The 20055-nt window shown below is 43.1% G+C and carries 18 protein-coding genes and 1 pseudogene; 7 read left to right on the top strand and 12 right to left on the bottom strand.

Annotated features, from left to right (window positions below):
- Positions 1–14: 14 nt before the first annotated feature.
- The 3 genes from rpsA to sohB form a co-directional block, all read right to left on the bottom strand.
- The gene (gene rpsA, locus Q8W40_RS01730; protein ID WP_101112027.1) at positions 15–1685 is read right to left on the bottom strand and encodes a 30S ribosomal protein S1; all 1671 of its coding nucleotides are present in this window, start codon (positions 1683–1685) and stop codon (positions 15–17) included.
- Positions 1686–1794: 109 nt separating this feature from the next.
- Positions 1795–2472 (bottom strand): (d)CMP kinase, encoded by a 678-nt coding sequence (gene cmk, locus Q8W40_RS01735; RefSeq protein WP_305395616.1) that lies wholly within the window; start codon positions 2470–2472, stop codon positions 1795–1797.
- A 213-nt stretch (positions 2473–2685) separates the two neighbouring features.
- A complete protein-coding gene (sohB, locus tag Q8W40_RS01740; protein ID WP_305395617.1) occupies positions 2686–3747 on the bottom strand; it encodes a protease SohB in 1062 nt (353 codons plus the stop codon).
- 144 nt (positions 3748–3891) lie between these two features.
- Between sohB and Q8W40_RS01745 the strand changes: the two genes are divergently transcribed.
- Positions 3892–4650: a YciK family oxidoreductase gene (locus Q8W40_RS01745; protein WP_305395618.1), complete on the top strand. Its 759-nt coding sequence runs from the start codon at positions 3892–3894 to the stop codon at positions 4648–4650.
- A gap of 61 nt (positions 4651–4711) precedes the next feature.
- Here the strand turns inward: Q8W40_RS01745 and Q8W40_RS01750 are convergent, their stop codons facing one another.
- Both Q8W40_RS01750 and mlc read right to left on the bottom strand, forming a co-directional pair.
- Entirely contained in the window at positions 4712–5650 is a 939-nt protein-coding gene (locus tag Q8W40_RS01750; RefSeq protein WP_101112023.1) for a chemotaxis protein CheV, read from the bottom strand.
- Between the two features lie 102 nt (positions 5651–5752).
- A complete protein-coding gene (gene mlc, locus Q8W40_RS01755) occupies positions 5753–6967 on the bottom strand; it encodes a sugar metabolism global transcriptional regulator Mlc (protein ID WP_305395853.1) in 1215 nt (404 codons plus the stop codon).
- A gap of 256 nt (positions 6968–7223) precedes the next feature.
- Between mlc and pyk the strand changes: the two genes are divergently transcribed.
- Positions 7224–8669, top strand: a complete 1446-nt coding sequence (gene pyk, locus Q8W40_RS01760; RefSeq protein WP_305395619.1) for a pyruvate kinase — start codon at positions 7224–7226, stop codon at positions 8667–8669.
- 118 nt (positions 8670–8787) lie between these two features.
- On the opposite strand, the gene Q8W40_RS01765 is transcribed toward pyk, so the two are convergent.
- Both Q8W40_RS01765 and cydH read right to left on the bottom strand, forming a co-directional pair.
- Complete coding sequence (locus tag Q8W40_RS01765) at positions 8788–9945, bottom strand: patatin-like phospholipase family protein (RefSeq protein ID WP_305395620.1); 1158 nt, start codon at positions 9943–9945, stop codon at positions 8788–8790.
- 12 nt (positions 9946–9957) lie between these two features.
- Positions 9958–10050: a cytochrome bd-I oxidase subunit CydH gene (gene cydH / locus Q8W40_RS28080; RefSeq protein ID WP_370693353.1), complete on the bottom strand. Its 93-nt coding sequence runs from the start codon at positions 10048–10050 to the stop codon at positions 9958–9960.
- A 577-nt stretch (positions 10051–10627) separates the two neighbouring features.
- On the opposite strand from cydH, the gene Q8W40_RS01770 reads away from it, so the two are divergent.
- On the top strand, positions 10628–12094 hold the full coding sequence (locus Q8W40_RS01770; RefSeq protein ID WP_305395621.1) for a sodium-dependent transporter: 1467 nt from the start codon (positions 10628–10630) through the stop codon (positions 12092–12094).
- Positions 12091–12189 carry a MetS family NSS transporter small subunit gene (locus tag Q8W40_RS01775; RefSeq protein ID WP_104399330.1) on the top strand — a complete coding sequence of 33 codons (99 nt, stop codon included), beginning with the start codon at positions 12091–12093 and terminating at the stop codon, positions 12187–12189. Before Q8W40_RS01770 ends, Q8W40_RS01775 begins: the two co-directional genes overlap by 4 nt.
- A 65-nt stretch (positions 12190–12254) precedes the next feature.
- On the opposite strand, the gene Q8W40_RS01780 is transcribed toward Q8W40_RS01775, so the two are convergent.
- From Q8W40_RS01780 to hutW, 4 genes and pseudogenes are all read right to left on the bottom strand, one after another.
- Complete coding sequence (locus Q8W40_RS01780; RefSeq protein WP_305395622.1) at positions 12255–12707, bottom strand: hypothetical protein; 453 nt, start codon at positions 12705–12707, stop codon at positions 12255–12257.
- 249 nt (positions 12708–12956) lie between these two features.
- Positions 12957–13487 (bottom strand): heme utilization protein HutZ, encoded by a 531-nt coding sequence (gene hutZ / locus Q8W40_RS01785; RefSeq protein ID WP_101112297.1) that lies wholly within the window; start codon positions 13485–13487, stop codon positions 12957–12959.
- A 99-nt stretch (positions 13488–13586) separates the two neighbouring features.
- On the bottom strand, positions 13587–14108 hold the full coding sequence (gene hutX / locus Q8W40_RS01790) for a heme utilization cystosolic carrier protein HutX (protein WP_180958391.1): 522 nt from the start codon (positions 14106–14108) through the stop codon (positions 13587–13589).
- Positions 14109–14145: 37 nt separating this feature from the next.
- Positions 14146–15477: pseudogene (gene hutW / locus Q8W40_RS01795) on the bottom strand (heme anaerobic degradation radical SAM methyltransferase ChuW/HutW); the annotation flags it as partial.
- 195 nt (positions 15478–15672) lie between these two features.
- On the opposite strand from hutW, the gene Q8W40_RS01800 reads away from it, so the two are divergent.
- The 3 genes from Q8W40_RS01800 to Q8W40_RS01810 are packed head-to-tail and all read left to right on the top strand — an operon-like array spanning position 15673 to position 18355.
- Complete coding sequence (locus tag Q8W40_RS01800; protein WP_305395624.1) at positions 15673–16539, top strand: heme/hemin ABC transporter substrate-binding protein; 867 nt, start codon at positions 15673–15675, stop codon at positions 16537–16539.
- A complete protein-coding gene (locus Q8W40_RS01805) occupies positions 16539–17576 on the top strand; it encodes a FecCD family ABC transporter permease (RefSeq protein WP_305395854.1) in 1038 nt (345 codons plus the stop codon). The genes Q8W40_RS01800 and Q8W40_RS01805 overlap by 1 nt, the downstream gene beginning before the upstream one ends.
- Positions 17573–18355, top strand: coding sequence for a heme ABC transporter ATP-binding protein (locus Q8W40_RS01810; protein ID WP_305395625.1), 783 nt, complete (start codon positions 17573–17575; stop codon positions 18353–18355). Before Q8W40_RS01805 ends, Q8W40_RS01810 begins: the two co-directional genes overlap by 4 nt.
- Before the next feature lie 70 nt (positions 18356–18425).
- On the opposite strand, the gene ptsG is transcribed toward Q8W40_RS01810, so the two are convergent.
- Positions 18426–19925 (bottom strand): PTS glucose transporter subunit IIBC, encoded by a 1500-nt coding sequence (gene ptsG, locus Q8W40_RS01815; protein WP_305395626.1) that lies wholly within the window; start codon positions 19923–19925, stop codon positions 18426–18428.
- Positions 19926–20055 lie beyond the last annotated feature (130 nt).

Genomic DNA, 20055 nt, shown 5'->3' on the forward strand with positions numbered 1-20055 from the left:
CCTTAAGCGATTTCTTATTCGCCTTTAGCAGCCTTGAATGCATCAGCCATAGCATTACCGAATCCGCCGTCTTCAGACTTATTCAGTGAAGCCATTGCTTCTTGCTCTTCAGCTTCATCTTTAGCTTTGATAGATAGGTTGATTACGCGGTTCTTACGGTCTACACCAGTGAACTTCGCTTCAACGCTGTCACCAACGCTTAGGATTAGAGACGCATCTTCGATACGGTCACGAGATACTTCAGAAGCACGGATGTAACCTTCAACGCCCTCTACAAGTTCAATTGTAGCACCTTTTGCGTCAACTGCAGTTACAGTACCGTTTACTAGAGTACCTTTCTTGTTGTCAGCAACGTATGCGTTGAACGGGTCGTTTTCCATTTGCTTAACGCCAAGAGAAATACGCTCACGCTCTGCATCTACTGCTAGAACAACTGCAGAGATTTCATCGCCTTTCTTGTATTCACGTACTGCTTCTTCACCAGCAACATTCCAAGAAATGTCAGATAGGTGAACAAGACCGTCGATACCGCCTTCTAGACCGATGAAGATACCAAAGTCAGTGATAGACTTGATCTTACCAGTAACTTTGTCGCCTTTAGCTTGAGCTTCAGCGAATGACTGCCATGGATTAGCTTTACATTGCTTAAGACCTAGAGAAATACGACGACGTTCTTCGTCGATCTCAAGAACCATAACCTCAACTTCGTCGCCAACATTAACAACTTTAGATGGGTGGATGTTCTTGTTAGTCCAATCCATTTCAGAAACGTGAACTAGACCTTCAACGCCTTCTTCGATTTCAACGAAGCAACCGTAGTCAGTTAGGTTAGTTACACGACCAGAAAGCTTGTGACCTTCTGGGTAACGCTTAGCGATTGCTACCCATGGATCTTCGCCTAGTTGCTTAAGACCTAGTGATACACGAGTGCGGTCACGGTCGAACTTAAGAACTTTAACTAGGATTTCATCACCAACGTTCACGATCTCAGATGGGTGCTTAACACGCTTCCAAGCCATGTCTGTGATGTGTAGAAGACCGTCAACACCACCAAGGTCAACGAATGCACCGTAGTCAGTAAGGTTCTTAACGATACCTTTAACTTCAGTACCTTCTTGAAGAGTTTCAAGAAGTTCGTCACGCTCAACGCTGTTTTCAGATTCGATAACCGCACGACGAGAAACAACAACGTTGTTACGCTTCTGGTCTAGCTTGATTACTTTGAACTCTAGCTCTTTGTTTTCTAGGTGAGCAGTGTCGCGAATAGGACGTACATCTACTAGTGAACCAGGTAGGAAAGCACGGATACCGTTTAGTTCAACAGTGAAACCGCCTTTAACTTTACCGTTGATAACACCAACAACAGTTTCAGCTTCTTCGTATGCTTTCTCAAGTACGATCCAAGCTTCGTGACGCTTCGCTTTCTCACGAGAAAGTTGAGTTTCACCGAAACCATCTTCAACAGCGTCTAGCGCAACATCTACTTCAGTACCAACTTCAACTTCAAGTTCGCCAGCAGCGTTCTTGAATTGTTCAGCAGGGATAGCAGACTCAGACTTAAGACCAGCGTCAACAAGAACGAAACCGTTCTCGATAGCTACTACAGTACCTTTAACAATAGTACCTTGTTGGAATTCAGTCTCGTTTAGAAACTCTTCAAAGAGTTGAGCAAAAGATTCAGTCATTATTTGATCTTCAATAATTAAACGTCCACGGGTATCCTACCGCATGGGGTTGATAAAAATGCCAGTCATCATCCTTGCGACCAACAGTCCTATTGCCTTGATATCGTTATCAAGACAATTTAGATTCAATAAATTCAAGCGCTTGGACCACCACTTCATCGATAGAAAGTGAAGTAGAATCAAGCACTAACGCGTCATCCGCAGGGCGCAACGGTGCAACCGCTCGATTACGATCACGGTCGTCTCTGTCTTGGATCTCGCGTAAAAGGTCATCAAATTTAACATCATGCCCCTTTTCTTGCAACTGCTTGTAGCGGCGATTGGCTCTTTCTTCTGCACTTGCATCTAAAAAGATTTTGGCAATAGCAGACGGGAATACCACCGTGCCTAAATCTCGACCATCACCGACCAAACCAGGCTCTGCAGCAAAAGAGCGTTGACGACGTAGCAAAGCCTCCCTTACTCGAGGTAACGCGGCTATTTTTGATGCTGCATCACCAGTAGTTTCTTTGCGAAGTTCTTTTGAAACATCTTCGCCCTCGAGGATGACTTTAACCAAATCACCATCGGCAATAAATTGCACGTCCAAATGTGTAGCAATCGGAACCAAAGCCTCTTCCGAACTCGTATCGACACCATGGTGGATCGCGGCAAGAGCCAATACCCGATATATCGCTCCGGAATCCAACAAATGAAAGCCTAATTTTTCCGCCAACAACATACAAAGCGTGCCTTTACCTGCACCACTTGGACCATCTACTGTAATGACTGGAGGTTGAAGGGACATGTTTTTCTCCGTTTTCGTTTGTAGCAAACACTTTAGTGAGCATTCGCTTTTATCGGCGCGCTATTATACCGAAAGCTATGGTGAATAAAACACAAAAAAGTCCGTATATTATGGTGCGTGCTTTCTACAACTTTCTGTTTATTCGAGAAATTGTAATACCACTTACACCAAACGGACTTTTATTCTAAATATAAGACCTTGCTAAATTATAGCTTAAAGAATAGGTCTTTGACCTTTCGATACCCACTTCATGATCACGTTATCAACAATGTCTGCACTTGCCCCGGTAAGCTTGTCAGACAATTTTTTCTTTTGAACATAGTGGATCGCTAAGACTGTTTTATCTTTGCATGCTTGCATAACCAAATCGTCTGATGTCGAAATCTCATCGACCAGACCAAGATCTTTAGCCTGCGTACCAAACCAATGCTCACCCGTCGCCACTTTATCCAATTCAAGTGACGGTCTGCGCTCGCGAATAAAGTTTTTAAACAGACCATGAGTTTCTTCCAACTCTTCTTTAAATTTCTCACGGGCCTTATCGGTATTCTCACCAAATATGGTTAAAGTTCGTTTATATTCACCGGCAGTAAGTTGCTCGTAGTCAATATCATGTTTTTTAAGCAATTTATTGAAATTAGGTAACTGAGCAATAACACCGATTGATCCGACTACTGCAAAAGGAGCGGAGATAATCTTATCGGCGACACACGCCATCATGTATCCCCCACTTGCCGCTACTTTATCGACAGAAATAGTTAATGGAAGGTTCGCGGCTTTTAGTCGATCAAGCTGAGAAGACGCTAGACCGTACGCATGTACCATGCCGCCACCAGACTCAAGCTTCACCAAGACTTCATCGCCGTCTTGCGCTACAGCGATAATGGCACTGATTTCTTCACGAAGCGCTGCCACTTCTTTTGCGTCGATCGAACCGTTAAAATCAAGTACAAACAAGTGCGGTTTTCGATTTGCTTCTAGCTCACCACCCTTTGCTGCTTTTTTAACTTCTTTTTCTCGCTCTTTGTCCTTTTCTTTTTGTGCTTTCTTATCTGCTTTATGTTTGGCTTTTAAATAAGCGTCGTCATGCAAATGATGCTCTAACTGTTCAACGCTGTGCTCGTATCGCTCAGTCAGGTTTGTGACTTCAAGCTCGCCTTTTGCACCAGCTTGCTTTCCGCTCACTGACTTAACAACCACCAGCAACACCACGACCGCAGCCAGTAATGTGACGATCTTAGCTAAAAATAATCCGTAATCTAACAAAAATTCCAATGTGATATCCCCAAAAGAATGAATTGGTGTATTGTAACGATCTTGTCACGATTACCAATAGTTAAAACCGAAATACCTTGATGACCTATCAAATACTTATGAGTCTGCAAGGTGGTTAAAGATTCATTAAACAAGGTGAGAAAAGTGGATTATTCAATCTCAGAGAAAGCCCTAGAAGGAAGAGTGATTTTAGTGACCGGTGCTGGTGCTGGCATAGGAAAACAAGCAGCATTAAGCTATGCACAACATGGTGCTACCGTAATATTACTTGGTCGAACTGTCGCTAAACTAGAAAAAACTTATGATGAAATTGAAGCTTTAGGCGCTCCCCAACCTGCCATTATCCCCCTTGATATGAAAGGCGCTAGCAAGCAAAACTATATTGATATGGTAGAGACAATTGAAGGTCAATTTGGACGTTTAGATGGTGTTCTACACAATGCCAGCCTATTAGGTGTTATTAGCCCATTTGACCAAATCGGAGAAGATACGTACGACGATGTAATGCAGGTCAACGTGAAAGCTCAGTTTCTAATGACTCAAGCGGTATTACCTCTCCTCAAAAAATCCCCTGATGCTCGACTTGTCTTTACATCTTCAACGGTCGGGCATGATGGTCGCGCTTTTTGGGGGACTTACGCAATGTCCAAGTTTGCGACTGAAGGAATGATGCAAGTCTTAGCTGATGAGTTAGAAGAAACGAATGTACAAGTTAACGCTATAAATCCAGGCGGAACTCGAACAGGAATGCGAGCCAAAGCCTACCCTGCAGAAGATGTTGAGCTGCTAAAAACGCCTTTAGACATTATGCCTTTGTATTTGTACTTGATGGCTCCTGAAGGGAAAGCGGTTAACGGGCAGTGCATCGACGCGCAACCTAAAAAAATAGAAGTAAATTCCTGAAGCCAAAAAGGTTGGCTTTAGAAGTTCATAAAACAAAAAACCCGGCGGCTGCCGGGTTTTTCTATAGAATGTCTCTCAACCTATCTTGGGTAACTTTTACCAAAACGTCAGGTTGAAACTTCGATATAAATTTATTACACCCTACCTTTTCAACCATCGCTTCATTGAAGCTCCCACTCAAAGACGTATTGAGAGTGATGTATAAATCTTTCATACGCGGGTCACTTCGAACTTCATGTGTCAGCTTGTAGCCATCCATTTCTGGCATCTCTGCATCAGTAATCATCAGAAGAAGTTCTCTGGCGACATCTTTTCCTTCATCACACCAAGATTTGAGTAGAGTTAGCGCTTCTAAGCCATCATTACACTCTAAAATCTCTAAACCAAGTTGACTTAGCGTACCTTTCACTTGGTTTCTTGCGGTAGAGGAATCATCAACAATGAGGATTTTTCGACCCGACATCTGTTGTGATAGATCTTCATCTAAAACGCCATCAGAAATCGACACATCATAATCAACAATTTCAGCCAACACTTTTTCAACATCAATGATTTCAACGATACGCTTTTGTTCGTTTTCAACAATGTTGGTGATTGCGGTTAAGTAATTAGCTCGACCCGCGGTTTTTGGCGGTGGCTGAATCTCGGTCCAGGCAGTATTTATGATGTTTCTTACCTGACCAACCAGAAAGCCTTGAATCGTTCGGTTGTATTCGGTGATGATCAAGTTTTGTTCTTCTTCATCTTGCATGGGTCTAAAACCAATAGCAGCGCGAAGATCGATAACTGGAAGAGACTCCCCTCGCAAAGAAGCAACACCAGTTATGTAGTGATGTGAGCCTGGCAATTTGGTGAGAGGAGGAAGCTTTAAAACTTCTCGGACCTTAAAAACGTTTACAGCAAAGATTTGTGAGCTATTGAGCTGGAACAATAACAGCTCCAATCGGTTTTCACCGACTAGCTGTGTTCTTTGGTCAACGCTGCTTAATACTCCAGACATAAGGTTTCTCACTCATTTATCAATAATTACAGAGTACAGCATCAATTGCATCTGCGCCATATTGTGAACCAACAAATCAGGCTCAACCTATACAGGATTAGCTTAACCTTCAACTACTTTCATGAGCAGTTGACCATCGTACATAGCTTGTTTAATCAAGGCTGCACCCGGCATCGTTGCTTCTGTATAGAAACGACTCTCCTCCAATTGTAGATCTTGATGATAAACTGGCAAGGTTTGAGTCTCGATACATTCCTGAATCACGGGAAACAAAATCGATCTTGCTTGGTTAATCACACCACCAATCAACACTTTTTCGGGGTTAAATAAGTTGATGACAATAGCAACCGCTGCCCCAAGATAACGTCCTAATTGCTGTATTTCCTCAATGGCTAATGGATCACCCGACTCAGCTGCTTCGCAAATACTTTCGACGGTTACGTTGTCGCGAGGAATGGAAGTAGGGTCACCTTTTTCAATTCGCGCAGCCACGACCTCTCTAAGCGCTTTTGAGCTTGCGAGAGTTTCTAGACACCCTATATTGCCACAATGACACTGCTTACCTTTCGGATCGATTTGAATATGGCCAAGTTCGCCTATATTGCCATGACGACCTTGTAAAACCCGCCCGTCCAGTATGATACCTGCACCTAAACCGTGATGAATTGAAATCAGTACTGAATTATCCACACTTTGAGAGTTGCCGAATAATTTTTCAGCCAGTGCCCAAGCACGGGTATCATTCGCAATAAACACAGGTAGCCCTGTCGCTTTATAGATTTCAGGTCCCAACGCTAAGTTATTCACGTTGTAATGTGGCATTTGCAATACCACACCTTTATCGGAATCCACTAAACCTGGAAGGGTAAGTGCAATACTAGTTACTCGATCTAGCTTGTCGGAGTAGCCTTGGAAAAATTCTTCAATTTCATGAAGAAGTCTTTCCAACACATCTTCTTGCTCTATTTCCTCAATGGTGATTTTTGTATCCACCAATACAGAGCCCCCATGTTCATGCAATGCAATCGTTAAATAGCCACGCCCCAAGCGCATAGAAAGAAACTGCCATCCTTCGTTATTGGTTTGAAGACCAACAGCAGGACGACCACGGCTTGTCGCTTCTTGCACCGTCGTTTCGTGAATTAGGTGAGCATCAATGAGCTCTCTGGTAATTTTAGTAATACTGGCTGGTGCCAGCTCGCTGGTTTTGGATAAGTCTATACGAGAAATAGGACCTTTAAGGTCTATCAATTTATATACACGGCCAGCATTGACCTGCTTGATATGATCAATATGGCCTGGTTGAGCCATGTACATAGAAAACTCCGAAGATTGTAAACCCACTAATTTTTTTACTTTGAAAAGTAATTGTGAAGCGGCTTGATCCATCGTCGTGACTCCCATCACGTATCTATCAGATCTTTTTATACAAGTTTGAATTTAGACATTTTTTAAAGCCTAGAATAGTGATCAAGTCGATGTTTTTTTGCGCACGAAAATATCTCTCAATCGCTACACTATTTCATAGAAGAACAAAAATGCATGGAAAATTCGCGATCAAACGGAGAATGATATGTCTAAATTACTCAGACGAACAAAAATTGTTGCTACCTTGGGTCCTTCAACAGACAAAGGCAATAATTTGGAAGAGATAATAGAAGCAGGCGCTAATGTTGTAAGGATGAATTTTTCTCACGGAAGTTCAGAAGACCACATACATCGCGCGCAAAAAGTCCGACAAATCGCTGCAAAACTTGGAACACATGTTGCCATATTAGGTGACTTACAAGGTCCTAAAATTCGAGTATCAACATTTAAAGACAATAAGGTCAACTTAGACGTCGGAGCAAAATTTGTCTTAGATGCAGAGCTGCTACCTGGCGAAGGATCGGTCGTATCAGTAGGCGTTGACTATAAAGAGTTGCCAAAAGATGTATCCAAAGGAGATGTCCTTCTTCTGGATGACGGTCGCGTTCAGTTGAAGGTCATGTCAGTAGAAAATACCAGAGTCCACACAACTGTTCTTGTCGGTGGTCCTCTTTCAAACAACAAAGGAATAAATAAAAAAGGTGGTGGACTGTCTGCGGAAGCACTGACAGACAAAGACAAAGCCGACATACTTACTGCCGCCAAAATAAAAGTCGACTACCTTGCAGTCTCTTTCCCTCGCAACGGCGAAGATATGAGATACGCTCGCAGGCTCGCCACCGACGCAGGGCTGAGTGCGAAGCTGGTCGCTAAAGTAGAACGAGCGGAATCCGTTGAAGACGAAGAAAGCATGGATGATATTATTTCCGCATCAGACGCGGTTATGGTTGCAAGGGGCGATCTCGGTGTTGAAATCGGAGACCCAGAACTCGTAGGCGTGCAAAAACAACTCATACTACGAGCTCGACGACTCAATCGTACCGTTATCACGGCAACCCAAATGATGGAATCCATGATTGAGAACCCACTTCCTACCCGAGCTGAAGTTATGGATGTCGCCAATGCAGTACTGGATGGTACTGACGCTGTAATGCTTTCTGGGGAAACTGCTGCGGGTAAGTATCCTGTCGAAACCGTTAAATCTATGGCTGAAGTATGTATTGGTGCGGAAAAAATGCCTTCGCTCAACGTATCTGGACATCGCTTAGAAACGAAATTTGAGTCGGCATCTGAAACTATTTCTATGGCAACCATGTATGCCGCAAACCACCTAGATGGTGTAAAAGCGATGGTGAGCCTAACAGAGTCAGGTAAAACTGTTCTCATGATGTCTCGTTTAAGTTCCGGGCTCCCCATCTTCGCTCTGTCTCGCAATGAAGATACCCTTAATCGATGCACTTTATATCGTGGTGTCACTCCCGTTTATTTTGGTAGCGACGGTGCATCTGGCTTAGATACTACCTACTCTGCTCTGGAAGCATTAAAAGAAAAAGGGTTACTGGATGTCGGTGATACTGTCATTATCACCCAAGGCGATGTAATGGACCTTATTGGCTCTACCAACTGTATGAGAATCATCGAGGTACGATAAGAAAGTTGGTTTAAGGGAACGTCACTTGAATTGAAGTAAGCATTTTGATGCAAACATAGAAAGAGCAAGTTAAAAAGGCTCATTAACTTACTCTTTCTTCCATCACAACTTTTTAAAACTATGCAGAGCGCGGGTTTAGATTAGACTCGGCTTGCAAATACGTATTTACGAAATTGTTGCCGGCTTTTAAACCAAGCTCATAGTCAGCGAGAAGGGCCTCTCGATCACTAAGTAAAGAAGTGGACTCAAGTGGAGATTCGGGGTGGATTTGAAGAATAAAACAATCATCAGGAGGCGAAGTCAGAAATTGTTGTGTCAATGAGTAAGTCTGATAATGCACCATCAACATATCAGCTAAACCAGAATCGAATGTTTCCCCCAGCATATGGCTTAAACGATAAACGTCACCCGCGCCGAATAGCCATCGCCCACCATTCAAAAGCCTTGCTTGAGAAAGCAGTTTGTTTTGTTGTGCGGATTGATTAAATTTTTCAATGAAGAAATCGGACCAATCGTTCTTCCATTCTTGTACTTTGCTATCCCATTGGTTTTGCAAAGCATCAACAGACTGGCGCAACCAAATAGGCATGCCATCATTCACAGTAATGGGAACATTATCTTTCGGTATATCTTGTTCAAATGGTTCCGTTCTAATAACAACAATACATCGACTTCCTGTCCTCCACGCTTCTTGAACGGGAATAGAAGCAGAGACTCCACCATCAAGGTATCGTGTGCCATCAATCACCACCTCCCCTTTATACAGCCTAGGTATGGCGCAAGTTGCTTTTAGTACATTAACCCAGTTATCTTCAAGCATGGGAAGATAGTGATCCTGCAAATGAACAACATCCGTAACTGAAGCAAAAGCATTTTTCCCTACTAATTGATTTCTGCCCAGATCGACATCGAGCTTATATGGGTATTGGCTAACTTTATCCAATGCCCAATCTATATCGAGCGTTTGCTTATTTCGAATATAGCCAAACAGGCTAAAAAATTCTGGTTGAGTCGTCAGGTCTAGTAGAAACGAGCGACCAAGCCCAGCCTGTCTACAGATATAAGCACATAAATTCAACGCGCCAGCAGAAGTGCCGTAGTAAGTATTGAAGGGGTCAAAATCAGAGAGGAGAAAGGCATCTAAAACACCAGCTGTGAAGATTCCACGCTGACCACCACCTTGGGCAACCAGTGCTGTTTTACCACCAAAATAATTTTGCAAACGTTGAGTATTAACATTGGTGGCAGAGTCCGTTACTACCCCTGTATTACTCATGCATGAACAATCTTAAGCAGTTGTAATGGCTATAACTGCAAACGCCACAAGCACAGTAAATACAACGACGGTTGTTCCAAGGGCAAATTTAAAATCAAAGTCCATACATCACCTCCGGTTATTAACAAATTAATAACAGCAGATACTCTTCCATTCAAGACTTCTCGCTATCCACGTTTTAAGTATGCTGCCAGTATCACATTTGAATTCTTTCATCGCATTTCGATGAATTCAGAACACAAACATCAATATTTGCTGTTTTTTCCGTCAAATGAACTTTTCACAACCAAAGTTATTAATTTTTATTAAATAGCTAATAATAGTTTTATAAGAAATCAAGGTAGTAAAAAATCAGAATCATTCACTGATTTATTAGGTTTATGTCAAATTAAAGACAAGTAACAAACAACAATCCACACAATAGAAACTATTGCCTTACAACTGGTTAATGGGTAGTCTCGACTCTATGCATAGCGGAATATTCCAGAATATGCACACACACATCGTAATAATCAGAATTAACCACTAAGTTATAACCCACAAATCAGAGTTAACCCCTAAGATATTGCCATTTAACATACAGTTCGTATCGTTCATATGACTCCAGAGCAATAACAAAACATAAAAGGGAACCGTTTGTGGTGAGAATTTTGAGCTTAGTAAAGTCGTTAGGAGTTATATAATGAAACGAGAACAATGGGGATCCCGTGCGGGCTTTATTCTTGCCGCAGTAGGATCAGCAATCGGGTTAGGGAACATTTGGCGTTTCCCTTACATGGCCTACGAGAACGGTGGCGGCGCATTTTTTATTCCATACCTTTTTGCCATGATCACCGCTGGTATCCCATTCATGATCCTAGAGTTCAGTATGGGACAGAAATATCGTGGTTCTGCACCGAAAACACTCGCAAAAATACATTCAAAATTTGAATGGCTTGGTTGGTTCCAAGTTGGTGTAGCTGCAGTTATTGCTGTGTACTACGTTGCCGTTATTGGATGGGCGATTTCTTATTTCGGAATGTCGTTTACTCAGGAGTGGGGAGAAGATACTAATGCATTCTTCTTCAGCGAATACTTGCAACTCGGCGACAACTCCCCGACGAATCTAGGCAGTATCCAATGGAAAATTGCCATTGCAATGCTTATTGCTTGGGGAATCACCTACGCCGCAATCGTTGGAGGCGTAAAAGCCGGTATCGAACGTGCTTCTAAGATTATGATGCCTGTTTTATTCATTATGGTTATCGCACTTATTGGTCGTATGGTCTTTCTACCAGGTGCCCTAGATGGTGTGAACTATATGTTTGAACCTGATTTCAGTAAGATCTGGGACGTAAAAGTTTGGGCCGCTGCGTATGGTCAGATCTTTTTCACCTTGAGTATTGGTTTTGCCATTATGCTCGCTTATTCAAGCTACTTGCCTGAAAAATCAGACATAACAAACAACGCATTCATGACCGTTTTGATTAACTGCGGATTCTCTATCCTTGCAGGTATCATGATATTTTCTGTGTTGGGTTATATGGCTCAGGAACAAGGTAAGCCACTTACTGAAGTTGTTTCAGCAGGTGTTGGCTTGGCTTTCGTAACACTTCCAGCTGCCATTAACTTACTTCCGGCACCTTACATTCTTGGTCCGCTGTTCTTCTTTGCTCTTGTTGTTGCTGGTTTGAGTTCTCACATTTCTATAATGGAAGCCGTAACATCTGCCATTATGGACAAACTAAAGTGGAGCCGTAAGAAAGCGGCAAATATTGTCATCGGTGTAGGCCTTGTTGTTTCAATGGCATTTGCAACCAATGGTGGTTTGTTGCTACTTGACTTGGTTGACCATTTCGCGAACAACGTTGGTATTATGCTGGGTGGCTTCATTGAAATCTTGCTAATGGCTTGGCTGTTGAATAAAGTTGGTGATGTACGTGAATACGTGAATTCCACATCGGATTTCTCTATCGGCCAATGGTTCGACATATGCCTACGCTTCATTACTCCAGTGATTTTAGCGATTATTTTGGTGACTAAACTGAACGCGCTATTCACAGAAGGCTATGGCGGCTACGACCTAACGCTAGGTTGGGCACTCATTGCTGCATTATTTGTATTCGGTCTAATTATTAACGCTACTAGCAGTAAGGAGAGCAACGCATGACAACAAGTGCAATCATCATGATGGTTTTAGGCTTAGGCATTACTTGGGGTGGCGCGGCCATCTGCATTAAACGTGCAATGAATAAGCAAGATTAAAATCTCTACTCTATTTACGTTAAATGCCGGCTAAGATAGCCGGCATTTCCTATTCTTCAATCTGCTCAAAACGCATAACGAATGCCTAACGAAGCATCTAAACCGAGATTCAATCCTTTATGCACATTTAACCCTGGCGCTACCTGAACATAAGCGTCCCAGCCATTAGCAAAATCCCAATCTAACCCCAAAGGCAGTCTTGGACCAAAGCTTTCTTCCCACCCAATCCAGCCACCTGCACCAAAATACCAAGTGAATGGAACATCAGAGGATTCAAAGCGTCCTTTCTTCAGTAGATAGTCGGCAGACACGCCATGATTGCCAATAGCAAAATTATAGGTGTCTTGATATTGAGCAACCGCACTCAGCCCTTGATCGATTGCCATACCAAACTTCCAATCCCCACTTGGTGACGATTCAGCCATTGCAGTTTGAGATATTCCCATTGTTAGCGCGAATACGCTTAGAGATAGTGATCTTAACGACAAAGTATTTAGCGATAACGTAAGTCGATTCATTTTCAACCCTCACATATTTTCATTGCGCGGATTGTGCGTAAATCTCTCGAAAGGGTAAATAGGAAAGAGGTAAGGTTTCTGTAAAAACATTAAACACTAGAGCTCATGAACGCGACGGTGTCCAAGCGCACAAACTATTGCTGTTGAGATATCAACTTTATCGGCTTGGAAAACAAAAAAGACCAGCATTGCTGATCTTTTCCTCTGGTCTCTTCGCTTGACGCAAAGTTAGGTCCTACTGAGCATATCTTAATCTTGTTCGGCTTTTTTGTGACCTTCTTGAAGATGCACAACATCAACTAAATCATCACCAGATACTTGGAACGCTTGACCAAAACCTTTAACAAATAACCCTTGTATTGGCGTTAGTTTAAAGAGTTTAAAATCTTGAAGCTGGCTAAGACCATCAATGATATCGCCAAATCGACCTCTCATCTGATCGACAACTTCTCCCCAAAGTGCTTCTTCTCTATCAACGACGGATGCCGTAGCGTCAAATGTTAAGCGCTTGCGTGCGAATAATTGCTTAGATGAATCTTCATCTTCAATCATCATGATCGAAACTTGAGGGTTTTGACCTAGGTTTCTAGCGTGACGAGCAATCTCAGAAATCAAAACGAAATATCCGTTCTCATTCTGAACAAAAGGAGCATAACTAACATTTGGTCGGTTTTCGCCATCTACCGTAGCCAGTTGAAGTGTTTTTCGCTCTGCACGAAATTCTTTAATTTCTGGTCCCAAACGCGTTTGAAGACGCTCTTGCTTAACAACTTGATCCATCATTTTCTCTCCTACCACTTATTCTCAATCTAGCACGCTACTTTAAGTTTATTAATTTATGGAACCCCATTTATGTGGCGTAGCGTGTGACTATGTAATTTAGACGTACTGCTTTTTAAGCGCGTTAAATTTCTCTACCTGATCCGGAAGCAACTTCCGGCTTTCGTCTCGCCCTAGGTAAATTTTAAAGATGCTGTCACCTTGCTCTGTAAAAAATCCAAAGTAATGACTTTCTTTACCCCTAAACGGTTTACTAACAAGCGCAACGCTTTTCACAAGGTCTAGTTTTAAATGACCATGCATTTCGCCTTTATCTCCCATAAGGTTGTAGTAGCCTCGTGCTACTTTTCCTTTCGGGAAAGGGGCTTTCACTTCAAATATTGATCCCATTGAGTGAACGATGGTGGTTACAGGTCCCCACCCTACAAGCCCTTCTAGAAGTTCCTGTGCGAACTCACCATCAATCATTGTCACCATACCTTCAGGCAACGAGCGAACAACATCATGTTCAGAAACGTCAAGCTGCTCCGCAACTGAAACAGGTAACAATGTTGGGTCTTGCTCTAAAATCTGTGCGACTTTCTGCTTTAGTTCATTTTTTTCCATAATCATTTCCAATATTGAGCTAAGCCACGCAGGCTTCTCTTTCGTAGTATTGCAATGCCTGAATCACTCCCTGAGCCAATGTAACCGACCAAAATGAGCCAACAACTGTCAACGTAAGGTAGTCTCCTTCAAGATTGACCAAGCCTTTTTCCTGCCAGTTTTCAAACAATGGTCTTAGCCATGAAAACACTCCAGAATATCCGGCACTTTCAAGACCACTTGCGCGTAGGACTCCAGAATCAAAGCCAGCTTTTACCTCGTCGTGCAAGTCGGCGTGCAAAGATCGGGGCATCATCATAGCGGCTGTCGGTAAGCCCGATTTCACTCGCTCATTATATTGATCGAGCGTACGTACATTCATCAATGAATACCCCGACAAATGTCCTCCCGCTCCACATCCAACAGGTAAAACCTCAGCAGATGTTTTTGCGATACTGTTATACAGACTACGTTCGCGGTTATCTCGAGCCCAATGGTTAACACTCAGTCGCTTGATGTGGTGCTTCGACATAAAATCCACACCCTGTGCGAACAATGCTGCCTTTTCGGGAGTTGATGCCGGCGGAGGCATTTTCCCTTTTTCAACTAAATTGATCATCGGAGCAGAGCCTCCAACCATCAATTGGTACAAATCAATGCCATGCGCACCTGTATCTATGTAATCCTTTAAATCCTGCTCAAAAACATCACTATTCTGATGAGGCAAGCCATAGAGTAAATCGATAACAATGGGTGCAGCTTCTTGACGGCTCAGCTCAGATAAACGATTAAGCACTACTTCTCTATCATCTAAGCGTTTCGCTGTCCGGCGAACAAGCGTATTAAAACTCTGTACACCAAAAGAAAAGCGGTTAAACCCACCTTCCAAAGCATTATCAAACATTTCATCGCTGAAACGATTTATACGACCTTCAAGTGTAATTTCACAATCCGTGGTCAGTGGAAACAAGGTTCGAATCTTGGTTCCGAGAATCCTAATTTGCTCAGGTGATAGATCTGTTGGTGTTCCGCCACCTATATACACAGCATGAAACACGTTGGACTGAGTCCAAGGTTGTTTCGCTTTATGTTCCAATTCTACTAACAATGCAGCGAAGTATTCATCGACTAGTTTCCGGCTTGCAGCATTCTGAAAGAAATTGCAAAACGTACAACGCACTCGGCAGAAAGGAACATGAACATAAAGGCATCTTTTTTTGCCAGCTACACCTTGTGCATCTGACAACACTTTTTTTAGCTGCTCGGATAGTTGCTCTTGAGAAAGTGGAGGCTGTGCGTGAGCTCCAGCGTGTGCTGAATGCTTTTTCTCGAAGGCAAATCTCAACGGATCTGGGGTAGATGCACCCAATACAGATTCGTCTAGCATTTGAAGGTTTATAGTCATTTTTACTTACACGAATTGTGCCTCAAAAGGCTTAGATAACTAAGCTCGCAATATAGTAAGTTTCCGATTATGATAATGCAATTGATAATTAGTGTCATTCGTATCAGTATGTCACAGTAGTGTATTTATTTCTAAAAACGACAATATGCAACAGTACAAACTGAAACCTTAACCAAAAAAAGAATTTTTCACATTATGGACAAGACTCACTCATTCTTAAAAACTCTGACGATTGCACTGGCTTCTTTGCTAGCAAGTACATCTCTTATCGCCCAAGAGCGTCTTATCAGTGCGGGCTCAGCGGTAACTGAATTGGTTGATGCACTTGGTGCATCTTCCCAGCTTGTTGCCGTCGATGTCACAAGCGCACAACCAGAGGGAAAGCGCTTGCCGGTGATTGGTTATCATCGTCAATTGTCTGCAGAGGGTCTCTTAGCGTTGTCGCCAAACATGCTTATCGGCTCCGAAGAAATGGGACCAGAAACCACACTGACATTATTAAAGAATGCTGGCGTAAAAGTTGAAGTCGTCAATACATCCCCTACTGTTGATGGTCTGTTAGAGCGAATTGATGAAGTGGCATCGATTACTCATACAAACGAAAAAGCAGGTGCATTAAAACAAACCGTGCAAGAAAAGATCGAGTCCATTCAAAATAACCACCCAGCCAAAGCCGAACAAAAACGTGTACTCTTCCTTCTAATTCATGAAGGTCGCCCTGCCAATGTTGCAGGTAGCGAAACGACCCCAGATGCGTTAATTACATTGGCTGGTGCACTTAACCCAGTCGCTCAGTCTGTAAAGTCTTATAAACCTCTTTCAACTGAGTCTTTAGTAGAAATGCAACCAGATGTCATTCTCGTCAGTGGACGCAGTTGGGAAAAACTGGGCGGTGCTGATGCAATATTGAAATCAATGCCTTTATTAGCCGCCACACCAGCAGGTAAAAACAAAGCTTTCGTTACGATTGATGGACAAGCTTTAGTTGGCGGTTTGGGGCTTAAGACACTTGAAGAAGCTCAACGCGTAAATAAGATTTTATACGCACCTGAAAAGAACTAATCATGCTCAGACGAATTCCAATTTCAGCATTGTTGTTGCTGTTTTCTGCGTTATTGGTGTTTATTTCAGCAAGCTCTATTGCGGTTGGTCCAATGAACATCTCCATATTGGATAGCTTCAAAAGCTTACTCCCTTCACTTTTTGAATTGCCGAGCCATATTCAGGTAGTCATCACAGAAATACGTTTGCCTCGTACACTCATGTGTTTGATTATTGGTGCTATATTGGCGCTTTGTGGTGCCGTAATGCAGGGATTATTTCGCAACCCACTTGCCGAACCTGGAATTATTGGTGTGTCGGCGGGCGCAATGCTTGGGGCAGCCCTTGCGATGGTATTACTTGCAAGTTGGCTAGAAAATGCATCTGCCATAGCGAGCCTTTTTGCAGTTCCAGTGTTTGCTTTTATTGGTGGCGTAATTACAACTATGATCGTGTACCGATTGGGTACGAGTAAGTTCGGTACATCAGTCACGATAATGCTATTAGCGGGCATTGCCATCAGTGCGCTAAGCGGTGCTGGAATTGGTTATCTGAACTTCGCTGCCGACGATCAAGCACTCCGCGACCTCTCTTTGTGGTCTATGGGCTCTCTCGCAGGTGCAACTTGGTCTGGAATAGGTCTAAGTGCTGCAACTCTTGCGTTACTCTATTTTGCCTTTCGACGTGAAGCTATGCCCTTAAACGCTATGTTGCTAGGAGAATCTGAAGCCGCGCACATGGGCGTAAACGTTCAGTCTTTTAAAAGACGACTCATTATTATGTCAGCAATGGGCGTTGGCGTAGCAGTAAGCTTAACAGGTATCATAGGCTTCATTGGCTTGGTCGTTCCACACTTAATTAGAATGTTGGTAGGCCCCGATCATCGAAGCTTACTCCCGCTATCTGCTTTGTTTGGTGCGCTGCTGTTAACCGTGTCGGACATGATAGCTCGCGTGGCAGTAACTCCAGCTGAATTGCCTGTGGGTATTGTTACCGCTCTCATTGGCACACCTTTTTTCCTGTTCATTTTGGTTCAGCAAAGAGGGAAAATAATATGATGCCTCAGAATTCTCGAGTGTTGTCTGCACAGAATCTCGATTTAAGTTTTGGTAATCGAAAGATCATTGATAACCTTTCCATCGATGTTTTTTCAGGACAAGTAACAGCACTATTAGGTTCAAATGGTGCTGGAAAAAGTAGCCTTCTTAAATTGCTCAATGGTGAAATACCTTCTCACTCAGACATCCGATATTTAGGAAAATCACGCTCGAATTGGAATAAAAGTGAACTTGCGAGACACGTTGGTATGCTGCCTCAACACAGTACTTTGAGTTTCCCTTTTCTAGCAAAAGAAGTGGTAGAGCTTGGCGCTATGCCGCTTAAGATTTCCCACTCTGATATTCAAACGCGCGCGACTGAAATGATGAAAAAAGTCGATGTGTTGAATTTGGCAGATAGGCTCTACCCTTCACTCTCCGGAGGCGAAAAACAACGCGTCCACCTCGCACGAGTTCTTCTACAGCTCTCAAGCAGCGAAAATAAGATTCTTATGCTAGACGAGCCAACTTCGGCTCTCGATCTTGCTCATCAACACAGTACGTTGAATCTTGCCAATAAGCTTGCAGCAGAAGGAGCAGCGGTCATTGTTGTTCTACATGATCTCAATTTGGCAGCTCAGTATGCAGATAGATTAGTCTTCTTAAACGAAGGTAAAATAGTGGAAGATGGCGAACCTTGGTCAGCTTTAAAACCAAAGCTCATTGAAGAGGTTTATGGCTTTTCTACACTGATAGACAAACACCCTAAAAGTGACTTTCCAGTGGTGTACCCTGCTTAATACCGCCATTAAAAAAACAAAAAGCCAGCCTCGTAATAAGGCTGGCTTTGTTGGATAAAGCAAACGCAAATTAAGCGTTATTGCGAATCCACTCATCCATGTCTGTTTTTAGATTGTCTGAACGAGTACCAAAGATAGCTTGCACACCACCAGAGACAACAACGACACCTGCCGCTCCCAGTTTTTTAAGCTGATCTTGATTAACTTGCTCCGTATCTGCTACTGATACACGCAATCGAGTGATACATGCATCTAAGCCTGTAATGTTCGCTTTACCACCAAATGCTGAGACTAAATCGCCCGCTAGCTCTGTTCCAGTCGATACAACCACTTCTTCTTCAGATTCGCTTTCACGACCTGGCGTTTTTAAATCCATCGCTACAATGACGGTACGGAAAACAAAGTAGTATATTGCGGCATAACCCAAACCTACCGCAATCATTAGGAATTGCTTTTGCGCGTTTCCTGAAAGAACAATAAAATCGATCAAGCCATGTGAGAACGACGTACCGTGAACAAAGCCTAAGGTATTTGCAACAACGTATGCAGAACCAGCTAACAACGCGTGAATACCATAAAGAACAGGTGCAACGAACAAGAACGAGAACTCGATTGGTTCAGTAATACCCGTTAGGAATGATGTCAGAGCAGCAGATGCCATGATCCCCATCACTTTTGCACGGTTTTCTGGTTTTGCACAATGAGCAATCGCTATCGCGGCTGCCGGCAAACCAAACATTTTGAACATGTATCCACCAGCAAGCTGACCAAAACCATTACCTGCTTCGCGAGATGCTTCATCAGCAACTAGGTAACAAGTAAGAACGCCGTTTTGAGCTTCACCGGCCGCATTCACACATGAACCCGCTTCAAAGAAGAAAGGGACATTCCAAACGTGATGCAAACCAAATGGAATCAATGAACGTTCAATTACGCCATAAATACCAAACGCAACTTGCGGGTTTTGATGAGCAGCCCAATCCGAGAAAGTTTGCATAACAACGGCAACAGGTGGCCACACAATAGAAAGAGCTAACGCCAACGCAATGGCTAGAAAGCCAGTAATGATTGGCACCGCGCGTTTGCCCGCAAAGAAGCCCAAGTATTCAGGCAGCTGAATTTTGAAGAACCGATTAAATGACCAAGCAGCAATACCACCTACCAAGATCCCACCTAGAACACCGGTCTCATACTGTTTGGTAATGAGTTCAATGCTTCTGTCATCTAACACCTGCCCAGCAGCTTGAGCTGCCGCTTGTGCGGACTCGACATCCATTTGAGCAAGGACGCTCATGGTCGCAGCCATAATGCCGTAACCAACGATTGACGCCAAACCAGAAACACCGTCATTGTTCGTGAAGCCAAGAGCCACACCGACGGCAAACAACAATGGCATCTGACCAAATACTGAACCACCCGCCTTTTCCATTAGATTAGAAACAACTTCTGGAATGAAACTAAGATCGGCAGCACCGACACCTAAGAGAATACCCGCGACCGGCAGCACAGAAACGGGAAGCATCAGCGCCTTACCTACTTTTTGTAGGTTAGCGAAAAGATTTTTAAACATGTTTATGCTCCAAATTGATTATTAGTATTTTGAACACTGACGGCACACCCCCGTAGCCTTGTACCATCCACAATCAATATCGATGTCGCGATATCAATCACTCTAGTAAACATGTCAGGTTTCAAAGGAA

This window comes from Vibrio penaeicida, from assembly GCF_030689305.1.
Taxonomy (GTDB): domain Bacteria; phylum Pseudomonadota; class Gammaproteobacteria; order Enterobacterales; family Vibrionaceae; genus Vibrio; species Vibrio penaeicida_B.